Source organism: Inquilinus limosus, assembly GCF_051487185.1.
GTDB lineage: Bacteria > Pseudomonadota > Alphaproteobacteria > DSM-16000 > Inquilinaceae > Inquilinus > Inquilinus limosus_F.
On record NZ_JAHVDK010000014.1, the window covers coordinates 130,907 to 148,279 of the forward strand.

The window sequence follows — 17,373 nt, forward strand, 5'->3', positions numbered from 1 at the left end:
TGTTACCGCTCGCGGTCCGACGGCGACAGAAATGACAATCCGGGAAAGGCCCATCATGTCGACGACTCCTCCCTTCCATGACCGCGACGGCTGGATATGGATGGACGGCAAGCTGGTCGAGTGGCGTAGCGCCAACATCCATGTCCTGACTCACGGCCTACACTACGCCAGTTCTGTATTCGAAGGGGAGCGGGCTTACAACGGCCGCATCTTCAAGGGCACGGAGCATTCGAAGCGGCTGGAGTTCTCAGCCACCACGCTGGGCATGAAGCTGCCCTACAGCGTGGCCGAGCTCGACGCGGCGAAGCAGCTCACCCTCGAGAAGAACGGCCTGACCGACGCCTATGTCCGCCCGATCGCCTGGCGCGGGTCGGAGATGATGGGTGTCTCGGCCCAGGCCAACACCATCCATGTCGCCATCGCGGTGTGGGAGTGGCCGAGCTACTTCTCGCCCGAGGCGAAGATGAAGGGCATCCGCCTGACACTGTCCGACTGGCGCCGGCCGGCACCGGACACGGCGCCGGTGCATGCCAAGGCGGCCGGGCTGTACATGATCTGCACCCTGGCCAAGCACAAGGCCGAAGCAGCGGGCTACCAGGACGCGCTGATGTACGACTATCGCGGCCTCGTCGCGGAGGCGACCGGCGCCAACATCTTCTTGGCCATCGACGGCAAGCTGCACACGCCGACCGCCGACTGCTTCCTGAACGGCATCACCCGGCAGACGGCGATCGAGCTGGCCCGCCGCAACGGCATCGAGGTGATCGAGCGCCACATCAAGCCGGAGGAGCTGGCCCGCGCGACCGAGGTGTTCCTGACCGGCACCGCGGCCGAGATCACCCCGGTCGGCGAGATCGGGGAGCATCGCTACACCCCGGCGCAGATCTGCAAGACCCTGATGGACGCCTATTCGGCCGAGGTGAGAAAGGCGCCGAAGGCCGCCGCGGCCTGATCCGCAGGCAGGATGAAAGAGGGCGCGGCTGGACGGCCGCGCCCTTTCTGTCACCACCGATAGCGGATGCTGCCGATCACCGTCTGCCCCAGTCCCTCGTAGCAGTAGCCCTGGGCGCAGGTGGTGTAGTCGCGGTCGAACAGGTTGGTGGCGTTGACCGCCAGCTGCACCCCGTCCAGCCGCGGCTCGACAGCCCCGAGATCGTAGCGGATCGCGGCGTCGAACAGGGTCACCGCATCGTTCTTGCCGGTGGTGTTGTCGTCGTCGCGATAGCTCGACCCGATGTAGCGCACGCCGGCGCCCAGGCTCAGCCCCGGCACGATTCTGTCCGGAACCTGGTAGTCGGCCCAGGCGGAGACGATGTGGTTCGGGATGCCGGACGGGTCCTTGCCCTCGGTCGCCTCGGTGCCCTTGGTGACCTCCGGATCGAGATAGGTGTAGGCCAGCTGCAGGCTCAGCCCGTCGCCGAGATCGGCCAAGCCCTCCAGCTCGACGCCGCGCACCCGCACCTCGCCGCGGGCGGCCCGGAAGTTGACATGGGCCGAGTCCGCGATCAGCCCGTTCTCCTGCGTCATCTGGAACACCGAGGCGGTGATCAGGCTGTTCAGCCCGTCGGGCTGGTACTTGACGCCGGCCTCGATCTGCTCCCCGGTCGTCGGCTCGAACAGGCGTCCCTGCCAGTCCGTCCCCGTGTTCGGGGTGAAGGAGGTGGCGTAGGAGACATAGGGCGCGAGGCCGAAATCGGTGAGGTAGCTCAGGCCGACGCGGCCGGTGAAGGCGCTGTCCGACGCATCCTGATCGGTGCCGGCGATGCGCTCCTGGCTCGTGGTCTCGAGCCAGTCGTGCCGGCCGCTGAGCGTCAGCAGCCAGCCGCCGAAGCGGATCTGGTCCTGCAGATAGACGCCGATCTGGCTTTGCTGCTGGAGAGTGCGGGCATAGACCGCCGGCATATCGATGTGCTGCTTGCCGTAGTTCCGGGTGGTCAGGTCCAGATCCGGCGCCGGCCCGTCGCCGGCGATGTTGGTGGTGTCGAGGAAGGTATAGTCGAGCCCGGCCAGGAGCGTGTGCTGCACCGGCCCGGTGTCGAAGCGCAGCTGTGCCTGGTTGTCGACCGCCACCGTGTCCAGGCTCTCGCGGTCCTGCCCGGCCCGGCGGAAGACGGTGTCGCCATCGTCGGACAGGCCAGTGATGTAGACGTAGCGGGTGTTGGAATCGACATGCGCGTAGCGGAAGTTCTGCCGCAGCGTCAGCGCGTCGTCGACCCGATGCTCGATCTGGTACCCCGCCCGCACGCTCTCCATGTCGAGGTCGTTCCAGGCCGGATCCGCGGTGCGGATGTCGAGCAGGCCCGTGGCCGGCGAGTAGTAGTTGAACAGGCTGCCGCCGGTCTTGTCCTTCTGGTAGGCGCCCAGGAAGGTGACCGTCGTGTCCTCGTTCGGCCGCCAGGTGAAGGCCGGCGCGATATAGGCGCGGTCGTCCGGCACCGCCGGCATCTGGGTGTCGCTGTCGCGGAAGAGGCCGGTCAGGCGCCAGGAGAAGCGATCGTCCAGCGGCCCGCCCAGGTCGAACTGGCCCTGGTAGCGATCGTGGTTGCCGAACTGCAGCTCGACCTCGCGCAGCGGCTCGTCTGGCGGCCGCTTGGTGATGAGGTCGACCAAGCCGGCGGGCGAGGACAGGCCGTAGTTCGCCGAGGCAGGGCCGCGCAGCACGTTGATCGCCGCCAGGCCATAGGGTTCGGTGCGGATGCCGGCGAAGACCTGGCCGGTCGGCTGCCGCAGCCCGTCGCGGAAGATGCCGAAATAGGCGGCGTCGAAGCCGCGGATCCAGAACTGGTCGAGCCGGGGCGAGAAGCCGTACAGGCCGGTCAGGATGCCGGGGGTGTAGACCAGGGCCTCCTGCAGATTCTGGACGTTGCGGGCGTCCATCTGCCCGCGGGTGACGACGGAGATCGACTGCGGCGTCTCGATCAGAGGCGTGTCGGTCTTGGTCGCGCTGGCGCTGGTGGTGGCGGTGAAGCCCCGCACCTCGGTCGTCGGCGTCTCCGCGCCGCCCTGCACCACGATCGGGGCGAGGGTCACCCCCGCGTCATTGGCCGGGACCGGCCCCGTGTCCTGTGTCTCGGCCTGGGCCAGGATCGGTGTCGGCGCGAGCGCCGTGGTGGCGAGCAGCCCGAGCAGAAGGCAGGTGCGGGGGCTTGGTCGATGTCGCATCGGTCAGGTCGGCTCCGGTCGCAGGGAGAGTCCCGGCGAGGAACCGCCGGGTTTCGAAAACGATTGGCTAATTGACATTAATTCTCATTCTCGTCTAGGTCGTTTTGGGAACGTGACCAGGATGAATCATGAGCCGATGCAAGGCGCTGGCCTGCGCCCTTCTTCTGTTGGCGGGACTGCTGACCGGGCTGCCGGCCCGGGCGGAGTGGCCCGTGACCGTCACCGACGCCGCCGGCCGGCAGGTGACGGTGCCGCATCAGCCGCGGGCGGTGCTGCTGGGCGCCGGCATCAATCTGGTCGCTTTGTCGCTGATCGAGCCCGACCCGGTCTCGCTCCTGGCCGGATGGGCCGACGACATGCGGCAATACGACCCCGGCCTCTACGCCGCCTTTCTCGCGAAATTCCCCCGCCTGGCCGAGGTGCCGGTGGTGGGCGGCGGCACGGATGAGAGCTTCTCGCTCGAAAAGGCGCTGACGGTCGGGGCGGACCTCGCTGTTTTCGGCGCCTGGCAGGCGGAGACGGAGCAGGGGCGGCAGATCCTGGAGCGGCTGACCGCGGCTGGGGTGCCGGCGGTCGTGGTCGATTTCAACCACCGGCCGCTGGCGAACACGGCGCCGGGCATCCGGCTGCTCGGCCGCGTCCTCGGCCGCGAGGACCGGGCCAACGCCTTCGCCGATTTCTACGAGGCGCGGCTCGACCGTATCCGCCGGCGCATGGCCGAGCATCCGGAGGCCGGCCCGACTGTGCTGATGCACGCCTATCCGCAACCGGAGGCCTGCTGCTGGGCGATCGGCGAGACCGGGCTGGGCGAGCTGATCTCGCTGGTCGGCGGCCGGAACCTCGCCGCGGACCGGTTCCCGGATGCCGGGGGAGGGGTGCTGAGCCTGGAATACGTCATCGGCCAGGACCCGCAGGTCTATATCGCCACCGGCCTGCCGGAGGCGGAGGGTGGGCAGGGCTTCGTCGTAGGCCCCGGTGTTCCTGCCGAAGCCGCCCGGCGGAGCCTCGCAGCGGTGCTGACCGCGCCCGGCTTGTCCGGCCTCACGGCGGCCCGCGACGGCCGGGTCCACGGGCTGTGGAACTTCTTCAACGCGGTGCCGCTGAACATCGTGGCGGTGGAGGCGGTGGCGCGCTGGGTGCGGCCGGAAATCTTCGGCGACCTAGACCCCGGCGTGACCGTGGCCGAGATCAACAGCCGCTTCGCCGCCATGCCGTTCGAAGGCGCGCTGTGGATCAGCCTCGACCCGGCCGATGACGGATTGGCGCCGCGCTAGCCGGACCGGCCTGCCGCGACCGTCAGCCGCCAGGCGGCCCAGGCGCCGAACAGGGCCAGAGGCAGGGCAGTGATGAACACCCATAACGCCGTGGCCTGGGCAGTCTGGACCGTGAGGCCCGAGCCGAAGCCGACCAGATTGGCGGTCGCACCGGCGATGGCGGCACCTGCCGCCCCGCCGGTCTGGCGCACGGCGATCACCGCCGAGCTGCCGATGGCCTTGTCGTCATCGGCCAGGGCGCCGATCAGCCGTCGGTTCAACAGGCTGGAGGACAGGCCGAAGCCGGTGCCCATCAGCAGCGCGGCGGCCACGATCCAGACCAGCGGGGCATCGCGCATCACCAGCGCCAGCAGCACCGCGCCGGCCAGGATGCAGGCCGCGCCGCGGCGGATCCAGCGCAGCTCCCCGGCCCCGGCGGCGCCGGCGACGACGAAGGCGCCCAGCGTCCAGGCCAGGGCCATCATCGCCACCACATAGCCGGCCCACAGCGGCGACAGTCCGTGCAGCGTCTGCAGGATCGCGGGGCCGTAGACGTTCAGCCCCATCGAGGTTGCCATCAGGGCGAACATCGCGGCATAAGCGGTGCCGCAGACCGTGCGCAGGTCTCCCGCCTGGCGCGGCAACAGGCGCACCCGGGCGCGGGCGTCGATCCGCAGCACCAGCCCCAGGATGGCGAGGCCGGCGGCGACCAGCGCCAGAGCGATTGCGGGATTCGGGCTGATATCCGCCACGGCGATGGCGCCGACACCGAGCGCCAGCCCGCCGATCTGCAGCCAGGGCACGCCCGGCTGGCCGCCGTTGCGGACCGTGCCCTTCAGCAGCCAGGGCGAGGCGGCAGAGAACAGCAGCGACTGCGCCGTGAACAGCCAGAACACGGCGCGCCAATCGCCCGCCTCTGCGAACAGCCCGCCGATCAGCGGCCCCAGGATGGTGGCGATGCCCCAGATGCCGGATGCCACGGCGAACATCCGGGCCAGGTGCCGTTCGGGGAAGAGCAGGGCGATGGCGACCATCGAGAACCCGGCGACCCAGCCGCTGCCGATGCCTTGCAGCACGCGGCCGGCCAGGAAGACGCCGATGGTGGGGGCGGCGGCGCTGAGCACGCAGCCGAGGGCGAAGGCCAGGCCGGCGATGGCCGAGGCCCAGCGCAGCCCGAAGCGTTCCGACAGTCGCCCGGCACTGGCGCCGGCCAGGATGGCGCCGACCAGGAAACCGGCCGTGGCCCAGCTGAAATAGGCGTAGCCGCCGAGATCGGCACCGACGCTGGGCATGATGGTGGCGGTGACCAGGGAATCGGCCGCGTTCAGCCAGATTCCCAGGCAGACCATCGCGAAGCGCGGCAGCCGCCCTTCGGCGAGCAGATCCGCCCAGCCGGTCGCCGGTTCCGCCGGTGCCTGCACCATGCCGCGTTTCCCCCTTCGTTACAGCCCGGCTACACCGCCGGCGGCATGATGGGAAGTGCGGAGTCGGCAGGACTGAATTCAGCGCCAGCGCGCGGCGGCCTCGTCGTCCTCGGCCCGGGCCTCGACCCAGCGCTCGCCCTCCGGCGTTTCCTCCTTCTTCCAGAAGGGCGCCTTGGTCTTCAGCCAGTCCATCAGGAAGGCGCAGGCCTCGAAGGCGGCGCCGCGATGGGCCGAGGCGACGCCGCAGAACATGATCCGGTCGCCCGGCTCCAGCCGGCCGATGCGGTGGACGATGCGCACCTCCAGCAGCGGCCAGCGGTCGCGGGCCTCAGCCTCGATCTCCGCCAGCTGCCGCTCGGTCATGCCCGGATAATGCTCCAGCGTCATCGCCCGGACCGCGGTGCCGCTCGCGATATCGCGCACCAGCCCGACGAAGCAGGCGACGCCGCCGATATCGGCGCGGCCGGCCGACAGCGCCGCCATCTCGGCGCCCGGGTCGAAATCCGCCTCCTGGACGCGAACGGCCATCTCAGCCCCCAGTGACCGGCGGGAAGATGCCGATCTCGTCGCCCGGCGCCACCGGGTCGGTCGGCCGGGCGAAGCGCTGGTTGACCGCGACCCGGATCACCGCCGGGTTGGCCAGGGCGTCGGCGTAGTTGGCGCCGCGGCCGCGCAGCCAGTCCAGCAGCCCGGCGACGTCGCGCACCGTCTCCGGCGGCGACACCGACTCCGCGGCGGTGCCGATCTTGCTGCGGACCCAGGCGAAATACAGGAGCTTCATGCCGGTTCTCAGATCAGGGCGCTCAACGGGATATAGGCAACCGGATCGCCCGGCGCCACGGCGGTCGCATCCTCCGGCAGCTCGACCAGCCCTTCGGCGCCGGCGAGGGAGCTCAGCGTGCCGGCGCCTTCGCGGCCATGGCGGCGTGCGACCAGGGCGCCCGTCGTGTCGGTCTCCAGCACCGCCCGCAGGAACTCCCGGCGGCCCGGCTTCTTGCCGTGGCTGAAGCCGGCAGGCACCGAGAAGCGGCGCAGCGGCACCGGTTCGGCGCCGGCCAAATGCAGCAGCAGCGGCCGGGCGACCAGCAGGAAGGTCACCATCGCCGAGACCGGATTGCCCGGCAGGCCGAGCAGCGGCACGTCGCCGATCTGGCCCAGCGCCACCGGCTTTCCCGGCTTGATCGCCAGGCGCCAGTGGTGCAGCCGGCCGCCCGCCGCCTCCAGCGCCGCCTTGACGTGATCCTCCTCGCCGACCGACACGCCGCCGGAACTGACGACGGCATCGGCCTCCGCCGCGGCCGCCGTCAGCGCCGAGCGGACCGCGTCGGCCCGGTCCGGGACGATGCCGCGGTCGGTGACGCTGCAGCCCAGCCGGCGCAGCAGCGCCGTCAGCAGATGGCGGTTGGCGTCGTAGATCTGACCCTCGGCCACCGGCGTGCCGGGCTCGCGCACCTCGTCGCCGGTCGACAGCACCGCCACCCGCAGCGGCCGGCGGACGGGCAGGGCGGCCCGGCCCAGCGAGGCGGCCAGGCCGATCTCCGCCGGGCCCAGCCGGCGCCCGGCGGTTAGCACGGTGTCGCCCGGCCGGATGTCCTCGCCCGCCTGCCGCACATGGGAGCCGCGCCGCAGCCCGGGCGGGATGGTGACGCGGTCGCCTTCGACCGTGCAGTCCTCCTGCATCACCACCGTGTCCGGCCCGGTGGGCAGCGGCGCGCCGGTGAAGATGCAGATCGCCTCGCCCCGGCCGGCGACACGGCCGAGCGGATGGCCGGCGGCGGCGCGGCCGGTCACCGGCAGCGTGGTGGGGGCCCCGGGCGACAGGTCGTCGAAGTGGACGGCGTAGCCGTCGACCGCGGCATTGGTGTGGGGCGGCACCGGCCGATCGGCCGCCAGGTGTTCGGCCAGGAACCGGCCCTCGGCCATGGCCAGCGGAACGGTCTCGAGGCCGGCGACGGCGACCAGCCGCGACCGGAACTCGGCCACCGCCTCCTCGACCGACAGCAGACGGTCGCCCAGGGCGAAGCAGTCGTCGGACAGCCGGGTCATGATTCAGCCGGCCGCGCGACGGGTGAAATCGACGACGAAATCGGCGATCGCCTCGACGTCATCGATATCCAGCCGCAGCCGGCCCGATCCGACGACCGCATCGGCGATCGGGCCGTCGCTGGCCACCGCGACGATGTCGGGATCCTCGGGATACAGCGGCGGCTTGCCGGTCTCGGCCCGCCACACCTCCAGCTTCGGGTACCGCTCGCGCTTGAAGCCCTCGACCAGCACCAGATCGACCGGCTCCAGCTTCGCCAGCAGCGCCTCCAGCGGCGGCTCGTCGGCGCCGCGATGCTCGTGCATCAGCGCCCAGCGCCGGCTGGACGACACCAGAACCTCGGTGGCGCCGGCCTCGCGATGCCGCCAGCTGTCCTTGCCAGGTTGGTCGACGTCGAACTCGTGATGGGCGTGCTTGACGGTGGAGACGGTCAGGCCGCGCCCGATCAGGGCCGGGATCAGCTTCGTCAGAAGCGTGGTCTTGCCGCTGCCGCTCCAGCCGGCGATGCCCAGGACGCGCATCGCCGGTCCTAGCCGAAGGTCCCGGCGGCCTTTGCCGACGGGGGGCTATCCTCGGTGATGGCCTGGCGCACGCCTTCGCGCAGATAGCTCCAGCCGGTCACCAGGGTCAGCACCGCGGCGATCCAGATCCCGGCGATGCCGATCTCGGTCACCGGCACCTGGCCGCCGAAGGCCCGGGTGCCGGCGTCGCCGACGATCAGGAAGCCGATCGCCAGCATCTGGATCGTGGTCTTCCATTTGGCCAGGGCCGTGACGGGCAGGCCCCGCGCGTTCATCCCGGCCAGGAACTCACGCAGGCCGGAGATCAGCACCTCGCGCAGCAGGATGACCACCGCCGGGATCACCGACCAGCCCTGCAGCCGGTCGAAGGCGGCCAGCATGAACAGCACGGCGGTGACCAGCATCTTGTCGGCGATCGGGTCGAGCAGCCGGCCGATCAGCGAGGTCTCGTTCCAGGCCCGGGCCAGCTTGCCGTCGAAATAATCGGTGATGGCGGCGGCGGCATAGATCACGAGGCAGGTCCAGGCGGCCCAGGCGTCCGGCACGTAGAACAGCGCGATCAGCACGGGAATCGCGGCGATGCGCGAATACGTCAGGATATTCGGAAGGCTGGTGACCATGGCGACGGCACTGACTTCAGGGGCTTCCAGACGCTAGCACATGGTGCCTCAGGCGTCGGGGTGGAAATGTCGGTAGATGACGCCAGCGACGGCTTCGCTGATGCCGTCCACCGCCTCGAGATCCTCTAGGCTGGCGCGGCTGACGGCGCGGGCCGAGCCGAAATGGAGCAGCAGCGCCTTCTTGCGCCGCGGGCCGATGCCCGGGATCTCGTCGATCGGCGAGCGGGCGATGTCGCCGGCGCGGCGGGTGCGCTGGCCGCCGATGACGAAACGGTGGGCCTCGTCACGCAGCCGTTGCAGGAAATACAGCACCGGGTCCTTCGGTTCCAGGCTGAAGGGCGGCCGGTCGGCCATGAAGAAGCGCTCGCGGCCGGCATCCCGGTCCGGCCCCTTGGCGATCGAGACCAGCGCAATCTCGGTCAGGCCGAGCTCGGCGAACACCTCGCGGGCGACGCCGAGCTGGCCCTGGCCGCCGTCGATCAGCACCAGGTCGGGCCAGCCCTCCTGCTCGCGGTCCGGGTCCTCCTTCAGCGCCCGGGCGAAGCGGCGGGTCAGCACCTCGCGCATCATCGCGTAGTCGTCGCCAGGGGTGACCGCGCCCTTGATGTTGAACTTCCGGTAGGCGGATTTCATGAAGCCGTCCGGCCCGGCGACGATCATGGCGCCGAGCGCGTTGGTGCCGCCCAGATGGCTGTTGTCGTAGACCTCGATCCGGCGCGGCGGCGCGTCCAGGCCGAACACCCGCGCCACGCCCTCCAGCAGCACCGCCTGGGTCGCGCTCTCGGCCATGCGGCGGCCCAGCGCCTCGCGGGCGTTGTTCAGCGCATGCTCGATCAGCCGCCGCTTGTCGCCGCGCTTCGGGACTGCGATCTCGACCTTGCGGTCGGCCTTCAGGCTCAGCGCCTCGGCCAGCAGCTCGGTCTCGGCGACCTCCTGGCTCAGCAGAACCAGCGGCGGCGGCGGGTTGGTGTCGTAGAACTGGCTCAGGAAGGCGGCCAGGATCTCGGCCGGCTCCGCCGCCTTGTCGTGGCTCGGGAAATAGGCCCGGGTGCCGTAGTTGCGGCCGCCGCGGAAGAAATAGACCTGCACGCAGCTGTGGCCGCCGGCCTCATGGATCGCCAGCGCGTCGGCGTCGCCGATGCCCTCGACATTGATGTCCTGGTGTGACTGGACATTGGTCAGGGCCCGGATGCGGTCGCGCCAGCGCGCCGCCTGCTCGAAGTCCAGCCGCTCGCTCGCTGCCATCATCTGCTCGGCGAAGCGGGCCTGCACGCCCTGGCTGCGGCCGCTCAGGAAATCGACCGCGCTCGCCGCCTGCTCGGCGTACTGCGCCTCGCTGACATAGCCGACGCAGGGCGCGGTGCAGCGCTTGATCTGGTACTGCAGGCAGGGCCGGCTGCGGGTGGCGAACACCGAATCCGAGCAGTTGCGCAGCAGGAAGGCGCGCTGCAGGGCGGTGATGGTGCGGTTGACCGACCCGGCCGAGGCGAAGGGACCGAAGAACTGGCCGCTGGGCCCGGTCGCGCCGCGGTGCTTGGCGATGCGCGGGAAGGGGTGGTCGCCCGAGATCATGATGTGCGGGAAGGTCTTGTCGTCCCGCATCACCACGTTGTAGCGGGGCTTCAGCCGCTTGATCAGATTGGCTTCCAGCAGCAGCGCCTCGACCTCGGACCGGGTCACCACGAATTCCATGGCGGCGGTCTCGGCGATCATGCGCAGCAGGCGTGCCGGCTGCTTGCCGGTCTGGGTGTAGGCGAAGACCCGCTTCTTCAGGCTGCGCGCCTTGCCGACATAGAGCGCGTTGCCCGCCTCGTCGAGCATCCGGTACACGCCGGGCGAGCTCGGCAGCGTGCGCAGATGCGCCTGGATCACGGCCACGCCATCGGCGATGCTGTGCGCCCGCGCCCTGGCGCGGCCCGGGGACCGCGGGCGGTCCGGCGGCGGGCTGTCCGGCGGCATGTCGGTGAGGGTGTCGCTCATGCGGGCAATGTCGGCCGGTCCGGGCGCGGCTTCAAGACCGGATCGTGAACGCCCGGGTGAGTCGGTGGGGCGACGTGATGACGCTTCGGTGATATCCACCGAATCTGTGGATAAGTTTGTGGGAAAGCGGCTGCGAACGACCCGCAACCGAGGCGCCGCCTAAGTGTCACCGACGTTGCTCAAAAAATGGGCAAAAACGCTAACTCACTGAAAAACGTAGATAAATTTCAAGTCAAGCTGAAACAGAAGCATCACACACTATGTAAAGTCTCGAAAATTGCGGACTTCTCCGATTCGGATTTCGCCTGTGCACAACTCTCGGTCGTGGCGAGCCGGCGAGGCCAGGAAATCCAAGGTGATAGCGGCTATCGCAGAGCAGCCGCCCCTGCGTCGTCCGGGCGCAGGTCGGAGCATCCGCCGGTTGTCGCGGCGAGGCGCCGAGGTCAAGAGGGGTTAACGCAAATTCGAGATGATTTCGTGCAGAAGCCCACCATCGCCTATTCCAACGGTACGATGCCGCGGCTGGGCTGGGCCCAGCCGAGATGCTCGCCGCCGTCGAGCGCGATCATCTGCCCGGTCATCGCCGGCGCCGACAGGATGAAGCGGATGGCGTCGCAGATCTCCTGCGGCGTGGTCGGCCGGCGCAGCGGCACGGCATCCCATTGCCGGGCGAAATGCTCGTCGCTCTGCCGGTCGCTCTTCAGCGTCGGGCCGGGGCCGATGCCGTTGACCCGGATTTGCGGCGCCAGCGCCTGGGCCAGTGTGCGGGTCAGGGTCCACAGACCGATCTTGGCGACGGTGTAGGACAGGAAATAGGGGGTCGGATTCCACACCCGCTGGTCGAGCATGTTGATCACATTGCCCGGCCAGTCCGCCGGCAGCTCCCGCGCCAGCGCCTGGATCAGCACCAGGGGCGCGCGCAGATTGGTCTCGATATGCTCGTCCCAGCTGGCCCGCGTCGCCGTCGCCACCGTGTCCATGCGGAAAGCGGAGGCGTTGTTGACCAGCAGCGACACGGGGCCCAGCGCCGCCGCGGCCTGGGGTATCACCGACTCGACCTGGGCCTCGTCCGCCAGGTCGGCCCGGATCGCCACCCCCTGCGCCCCGGCCGTCTCGATGTCGCGCACCGTCTGCGCCGCCTCCGCGGCGGAGCTGTTGTAAGTGATGGCGACGCGCCAGCCGTGGCCGGCGAGGTCGAGCGCGATCGCCCGGCCGATCCGCTTGGCGGCGCCGGTGACAACGGCGACGCGTGGCATGGCCCGGCCGGTCGGGGGCAGGGGGCGTTCGACAGGCGTCATGCTCAAGGTCCCTTGCGACGGCGGCCGCCCTTCCGCGGCTTCTCGGTCGGCTTGCCGATCGACAGGGGCACGCCCTCCAGCGCCGCGGCGTGGCCGTGCGAGCCGACGCGGGCATGGACGACGATGCCGGCGCCCCCACCTTCCGATCCGGCGTCCAGGCCCATATCGGCGGCCTCCAGCCGGCGGATCTCGTCGCGCAGCCGGGCGGCCTCCTCGAACTCCAGATTGGCGGCGGCCTCGCGCATCCGCTTCTCCAGATCGGCGATGTGCTCCTGCAGCGACTTGCCGGTGAGGTGCTTCACGCCGGAGTCGCCGGTCGAGACGGTGACCCGGTCGCCGCGCTCATAGACGCTGTCGAGGATATCGCCGATCTGCTTCTTCACGCTCTCCGGCGTGATGCCGTGGGCGGCGTTGTAGGCCTGCTGCTTCTCGCGCCGTCGGTTGGTCTCCTCCAGCGCCGCCCGCAGGCTGCCGGTCATGGTGTCGGCATAGAGGATGGCGCGGCCCTCGATGTTGCGGGCGGCGCGGCCGATGGTCTGGATCAGCGAGGTGCGGCTGCGCAGATAGCCTTCCTTGTCGGCATCGAGGATGGCGACGAGGCCGACCTCGGGGATGTCCAGCCCCTCGCGCAGCAGGTTGATGCCGACCAGCACGTCGAACACGCCGAGCCGCAGGTCGCGGATGATCTCGATCCGCTCCAGCGTCTCCACGTCGGAATGGATGTAGCGGACCTTGATGCCCGATTCGGTCATGTACTCGGTCAGCGCCTCGGCCATCTTCTTGGTCAGGGTGGTGACCAGGACGCGCAGGCCGCGGGCGATGCAGTCGCGGCATTCGGCCATGACGTCGTCGACCTGGGTCGCGGTCGGGCGGACGATGACCTGCGGGTCGATCAGCCCGGTCGGGCGCACCACCTGCTCAGCGAAGACGCCGCCGGTCCGCTCCATCTCCCAGGGCCCAGGGGTGGCGGAGACGAAGACGCTCTGCGGCCGCATCGCCTCCCACTCCTCGAATTTCAGCGGCCGGTTGTCGCGGCAGGAGGGCAGGCGGAAGCCGTATTCGGCCAGGATGTCCTTGCGCGCCCGGTCGCCGCGGAACATGGCGCCGACCTGCGGCACCATCACATGGCTCTCGTCGACGATCAGGAGGGCGTCCTCGGGCAGGTATTCGAACAGCGTCGGCGGCGGCTCGCCCGGCGCCCGGCCGGTGAGGAAGCGGGAGTAGTTCTCGATGCCGGCGCAGCTACCGGTGGCCTCGATCATCTCCAGGTCGAACTGGGTGCGCTGCTCCAGCCGCTGCGCCTCCAGCAGCTTGCCGGCCGCGTTGAACTCGGCCAGCCGTTCCTTCAACTCCTCGCGGATGCCCTTGATCGCCTGCAGCAGCGTCGGCTTCGGCGTGACGTAGTGGCTGTTGGCATAGATGCGCACCTGCTTCAGCGCGGCATATTTCTCGCCGGTCAGCGGGTCGAATTCGTGGATCGCGTCGATCTCGTCGCCGAAGAAGGAGATGCGCCAGGCCCGATCCTCGAGGTGGGCAGGGAAGATCTCGACCGTGTCGCCGCGCACCCGGAAGGTGCCGCGGCCGAAGGCGGTGTCGTTGCGCCGGTACTGGATGTCGACCAGGTGCTTCAGCAGCACCTGGCGGTTCAGCCGCTGCCCGGCCTCCAGCGGGATCGTCATCTCGCTATAGGATTCGACATCACCGATGCCGTAGATGCAGGAGACCGAGGCGACGATGATGCAGTCGTGCCGCTCCAGCAGCGCCCGGGTGGCCGAATGGCGCATCCGGTCGATCTGCTCGTTGATCTGGCTTTCCTTCTCGATATAGGTGTCGGTGCGCGGGACGTAGGCTTCCGGCTGGTAGTAGTCGTAGTAGCTGACGAAATACTCGACCGCGTTCTCCGGAAAGAAGCTCCTGAACTCGCCGTAGAGCTGGGCGGCCAGGGTCTTGTTCGGGGCCAGGACCAGGGTCGGGCGCTGCAGCGTCTGGATCACATGCGCCATGGTGAAGGTCTTGCCCGAGCCGGTGACGCCGAGCAGCACCTGGTCGCGCTCGCCGCGTTCGAGTCCCCCCACCAGCTCGGCGATCGCCGTGGGCTGGTCGCCCGCCGGCTTGTAGTCCGAGACCAGCTTGAACGGGGTCGAGCGGTCCGTCTCCGGCAGGGCCGGGCGATGGACCACGACCGGGGAAGCCGGGGTGGGGGAGAGGAGGGGCGCTGAGCTCATGTCGACACTATCGGTCCGGCAAGGGCGGAGGGGAAGGGCCACCGGCGACGCGGAACGCAGAAGGGCTGAGGCAGTGATAGGAACATAGAGGGAACAAGACGTCAAGCGGGCTCGCCGGCTCTGCGCGCCGCGCGCTTGACAGCAACCGGCGGCGGCTCGTATCCAGGCAGTAATTTACTTAACCAATCGGTTTATTCAACCATGCCGGAGGAACTGCCCGATACCCTCGCCTCCGGGCCGAGGGCGACCCGCCGCGAGTGGATCGGGCTGGCGGTGATCGCGCTGCCCTGCCTGCTCTATTCGATGGACCTGACGGTGCTGAACCTGGCGGTGCCGACGCTGACCGCCGACCTCAGGCCCAGCGCGGCGCAGCTGCTGTGGATCGTCGACATCTACGGCTTCCTGGTGGCGGGGTCGCTGATCACCATGGGCACGCTGGGGGACCGGATCGGCCGCCGCAAGCTCCTGATGATCGGCGCCGCGGTGTTCGGCGCCGCCTCGCTGCTGGCCGCCTTCGCGAACACGGCCGAGACGCTGATTGCCGCCCGGGCTCTGCTCGGCGTCGCCGGGGCTACGGTGGCGCCGTCGACGCTGTCGCTGATCCGGAACATGTTCCACGACCCGCAGCAGCGCACCTTCGCCATCAGCGTCTGGATCACCAGCTACTCGGTCGGCGGCGCCGTCGGCCCGCTGCTCGGCGGCCTGATGCTGCAGCATTTCTGGTGGGGCTCGGTGTTCCTGCTGGCGGTGCCGGTGATGGTGCTGCTGCTGATCGTCGCCCCGATCCTGCTGCCGGAATACCGCGACCCGCAGGCAGGCCGGCTGGACCTGGCCAGCGCGGCCCTGTCGCTGGTGGCGGTGCTGGCCGCGATCTACGGCGTCAAGATGCTGGCCGAGCACGGGCCCAGCTGGCCGCCGCTGCTGTGGATCCTGGCCGGCCTCGCCGTCGGAACCGTGTTCATCCGCCGGCAGGCCCGTCTCGCCGACCCGCTGATCGACCTGCGCCTGTTCCGGTCGCCGGCTTTCGGCGCGGCGCTGGCGGTCAATGTGCTGGGCCTGTTCGCCGTGTTCGGCACCTTCCTGTTCGTGGCGCAGTATCTGCAGCTGGTGCTGGGGCTGTCGCCGCTGGAAGCCGGGCTGTGGACGCTGCCCTCGTCGCTGGCCTTCGTCGCGGGGTCGATGCTGACCCCGATGGCCCTGCGCCGGACCCGGCCGGTGGTGCTGATGGCCGGCGGGCTGCTGGTCGCGGCGCTCGGCTTCCTGGCGCTGACGCTGGTCGACCACGTCTCTGGGCCGGCGCTGCTGGCCGGCGCGGCTGTGGTCTTCGCCACCGGGCTGTCGCCGGTGTTCACGCTGACCACCGACCTGATCGTCGGCGCCGCGCCGCCGGAGCGGGCCGGGTCGGCCGCCGCGATCTCCGAGACCGGGGCCGAATTCGGCGGCGCCCTGGGCATCGCCGTGCTCGGCTGCATTGCCACCGCGCTCTATCGCGGCGTGATGGTCGACAGCGTTCCGGCCGGCGTGCCGCCCGAGGCGGCCGATGCGGCCCGGGCGACGCTGGGCGGTGCGCTGGCGGCGGCGCAGGACCTGCCGGGTGACACCGGCCGGGCGTTGGCCGATACGGCGCGCGGCGCCTTCACCCACGCCTTCGGCCTGGCCGCTCTGGTCAGCGCGGTGATCGCACTCGCCGCTGCTGCCCTGACCGCCACGGTGCTGCGGCGGCCGCCGCAGAGCGCCGAAGTCCCGGCGGCGGATTAGGCCGCCAGCCGATGCCCGGGGCCGGTCCACAGCGTGGCCAGGCCGGCCTCGACCTCGGCCGGGGAGTCGGTCTGGCACAGCACGCGGCGGGCCTCGCGCCGGTCCTCGGCGGCGACCGGCCAGGGCGCCGCCTCGATATAGGCGGCCAGATGCTTGCGGAACACGCGCAGCCCGTGATGATCGCCGTAGAAGGCCAGCGTCTCCCGGAAATGCTGCAGGGCGACGATCAGCCGTTCCTCCGCGTCCGGACCGGCGGCGCCGTCGGCCTCCGGCCGGTCGAGCGCCGCCTCGATCGCGGCAGCGATCCAGGGCTTGCCGGTGACGCCGCGGCCGACCATCACCCCGTCGGCGCCGGATTGCGTGAGGGCCTCGCGCGCGGTGGCGCCGTCGACGATGTCGCCGTTGACGATCACCGGCACCGGCACCGCCTGCTTCACCGCCCGCACCGCGGCCCAGTCGGCGGTGCCCTTGTAGAACTGGCAGCGGGTACGGCCATGCACCGTCACGGCCCGGGCACCGGCGGCGACGCAGCGGCGGGCGAAGTCCGGCGCGTTGCGGCTGAGATCGTCCCAGCCCAGCCGGATCTTGACCGTGACCGGCACGTCCACCGCCTCGGCCGCGGCCGCCACCAGCCGCTCGGCCCGGTCCGGGTCGCGCATCAGGGCGGAGCCGGACTGCACCCCGGTCACCTCGCGCGCCGGGCAGCCGAAATTCAGGTCGATGATCTGCGCCCCGGCGGCCGCGGCCAGCCGGGCGCCCTCGGCCACCGCGCCGGGGTCATGGCCGATCAGCTGCACCACCATCAGCGGCAGGCCGTCGCCGACCGCGGCGCGGCGCACCACGTCGGGCCGGCCGCGGGCGAATTCGGCGCAGGCCACCATCTCGGTCGAGACATAGGCCGCCCCCAGCCGCGACGCGGCGCGGCGGAACGGCAGGTCGGACACCCCGGTCATCGGGGCGATCCAGACCCGTCCGGGAACCGCGACGGAACCGATGGTCAGGGCTTCGGGCATGGCAGGCGCAACTGGTTTCGCCGCTTATCTAGGCCCGCGGCGGGCCGGCGTAAACCGCCGCGGCCGCAACCCTGC

Annotated in this window: 14 protein-coding genes; 3 read left to right on the forward strand and 11 right to left on the reverse strand. The window is 70.4% G+C overall.

What is annotated here, in order from left to right; all coding sequences use genetic code 11:
- Positions 1-55: 55 nt before the first annotated feature.
- Entirely contained in the window at positions 56-952 is an 897-nt protein-coding gene (locus KXR53_RS17715; protein WP_437376568.1) for a branched-chain amino acid aminotransferase, read from the forward strand.
- 50 nt (positions 953-1,002) lie between these two features.
- On the opposite strand, the gene KXR53_RS17720 is transcribed toward KXR53_RS17715, so the two are convergent.
- The gene (locus tag KXR53_RS17720; protein WP_437376569.1) at positions 1,003-3,162 is read right to left on the reverse strand and encodes a TonB-dependent siderophore receptor; all 2,160 of its coding nucleotides are present in this window, start codon (positions 3,160-3,162) and stop codon (positions 1,003-1,005) included.
- 128 nt (positions 3,163-3,290) lie between these two features.
- Here KXR53_RS17720 and KXR53_RS17725 point away from each other — a divergent pair, with 128 nt between their 5' ends.
- Positions 3,291-4,436 carry an ABC transporter substrate-binding protein gene (locus KXR53_RS17725; protein WP_437376570.1) on the forward strand — a complete coding sequence of 382 codons (1,146 nt, stop codon included), beginning with the start codon at positions 3,291-3,293 and terminating at the stop codon, positions 4,434-4,436.
- Here KXR53_RS17725 and KXR53_RS17730 read toward each other — a convergent pair.
- The 9 genes from KXR53_RS17730 to uvrB all read right to left on the reverse strand — a co-directional run bounded on the left by KXR53_RS17730 (position 4,433) and on the right by uvrB (position 14,527).
- Positions 4,433-5,839, reverse strand: a complete 1,407-nt coding sequence (locus tag KXR53_RS17730; RefSeq protein ID WP_437376571.1) for an MFS transporter — start codon at positions 5,837-5,839, stop codon at positions 4,433-4,435. The genes KXR53_RS17725 and KXR53_RS17730 overlap by 4 nt on opposite strands.
- A gap of 78 nt (positions 5,840-5,917) precedes the next feature.
- Positions 5,918-6,367, reverse strand: a complete 450-nt coding sequence (gene moaE, locus KXR53_RS17735) for a molybdopterin synthase catalytic subunit MoaE (RefSeq protein ID WP_437376572.1) — start codon at positions 6,365-6,367, stop codon at positions 5,918-5,920.
- Position 6,368: 1 nt separating this feature from the next.
- Entirely contained in the window at positions 6,369-6,620 is a 252-nt protein-coding gene (gene moaD / locus KXR53_RS17740; RefSeq protein ID WP_437376573.1) for a molybdopterin converting factor subunit 1, read from the reverse strand.
- Positions 6,621-6,628: 8 nt separating this feature from the next.
- The gene (locus KXR53_RS17745) at positions 6,629-7,885 is read right to left on the reverse strand and encodes a molybdopterin molybdotransferase MoeA (protein ID WP_437376574.1); all 1,257 of its coding nucleotides are present in this window, start codon (positions 7,883-7,885) and stop codon (positions 6,629-6,631) included.
- A 3-nt stretch (positions 7,886-7,888) separates the two neighbouring features.
- Positions 7,889-8,404: a molybdopterin-guanine dinucleotide biosynthesis protein B gene (gene mobB, locus KXR53_RS17750; protein WP_437376575.1), complete on the reverse strand. Its 516-nt coding sequence runs from the start codon at positions 8,402-8,404 to the stop codon at positions 7,889-7,891.
- Between the two features lie 8 nt (positions 8,405-8,412).
- Positions 8,413-9,024: a CDP-diacylglycerol--glycerol-3-phosphate 3-phosphatidyltransferase gene (gene pgsA, locus KXR53_RS17755; RefSeq protein WP_437376576.1), complete on the reverse strand. Its 612-nt coding sequence runs from the start codon at positions 9,022-9,024 to the stop codon at positions 8,413-8,415.
- A 48-nt stretch (positions 9,025-9,072) separates the two neighbouring features.
- Entirely contained in the window at positions 9,073-10,983 is a 1,911-nt protein-coding gene (gene uvrC / locus KXR53_RS17760; RefSeq protein WP_437376613.1) for an excinuclease ABC subunit UvrC, read from the reverse strand.
- A gap of 518 nt (positions 10,984-11,501) precedes the next feature.
- On the reverse strand, positions 11,502-12,302 hold the full coding sequence (locus KXR53_RS17765) for an SDR family oxidoreductase (protein WP_437376577.1): 801 nt from the start codon (positions 12,300-12,302) through the stop codon (positions 11,502-11,504).
- Positions 12,303-12,304: 2 nt separating this feature from the next.
- Positions 12,305-14,527, reverse strand: coding sequence for an excinuclease ABC subunit UvrB (gene uvrB, locus KXR53_RS17770; RefSeq protein ID WP_437376578.1), 2,223 nt, complete (start codon positions 14,525-14,527; stop codon positions 12,305-12,307).
- A gap of 201 nt (positions 14,528-14,728) precedes the next feature.
- Here uvrB and KXR53_RS17775 point away from each other — a divergent pair, with 201 nt between their 5' ends.
- A complete protein-coding gene (locus KXR53_RS17775) occupies positions 14,729-16,285 on the forward strand; it encodes an MFS transporter (RefSeq protein WP_437376579.1) in 1,557 nt (518 codons plus the stop codon).
- Here KXR53_RS17775 and dusB read toward each other — a convergent pair.
- Positions 16,282-17,298 (reverse strand): tRNA dihydrouridine synthase DusB, encoded by a 1,017-nt coding sequence (dusB, locus tag KXR53_RS17780; RefSeq protein WP_437376580.1) that lies wholly within the window; start codon positions 17,296-17,298, stop codon positions 16,282-16,284. The two genes, KXR53_RS17775 and dusB, sit on opposite strands and share 4 nt — an antisense overlap.
- Positions 17,299-17,373: the final 75 nt, after the last annotated feature.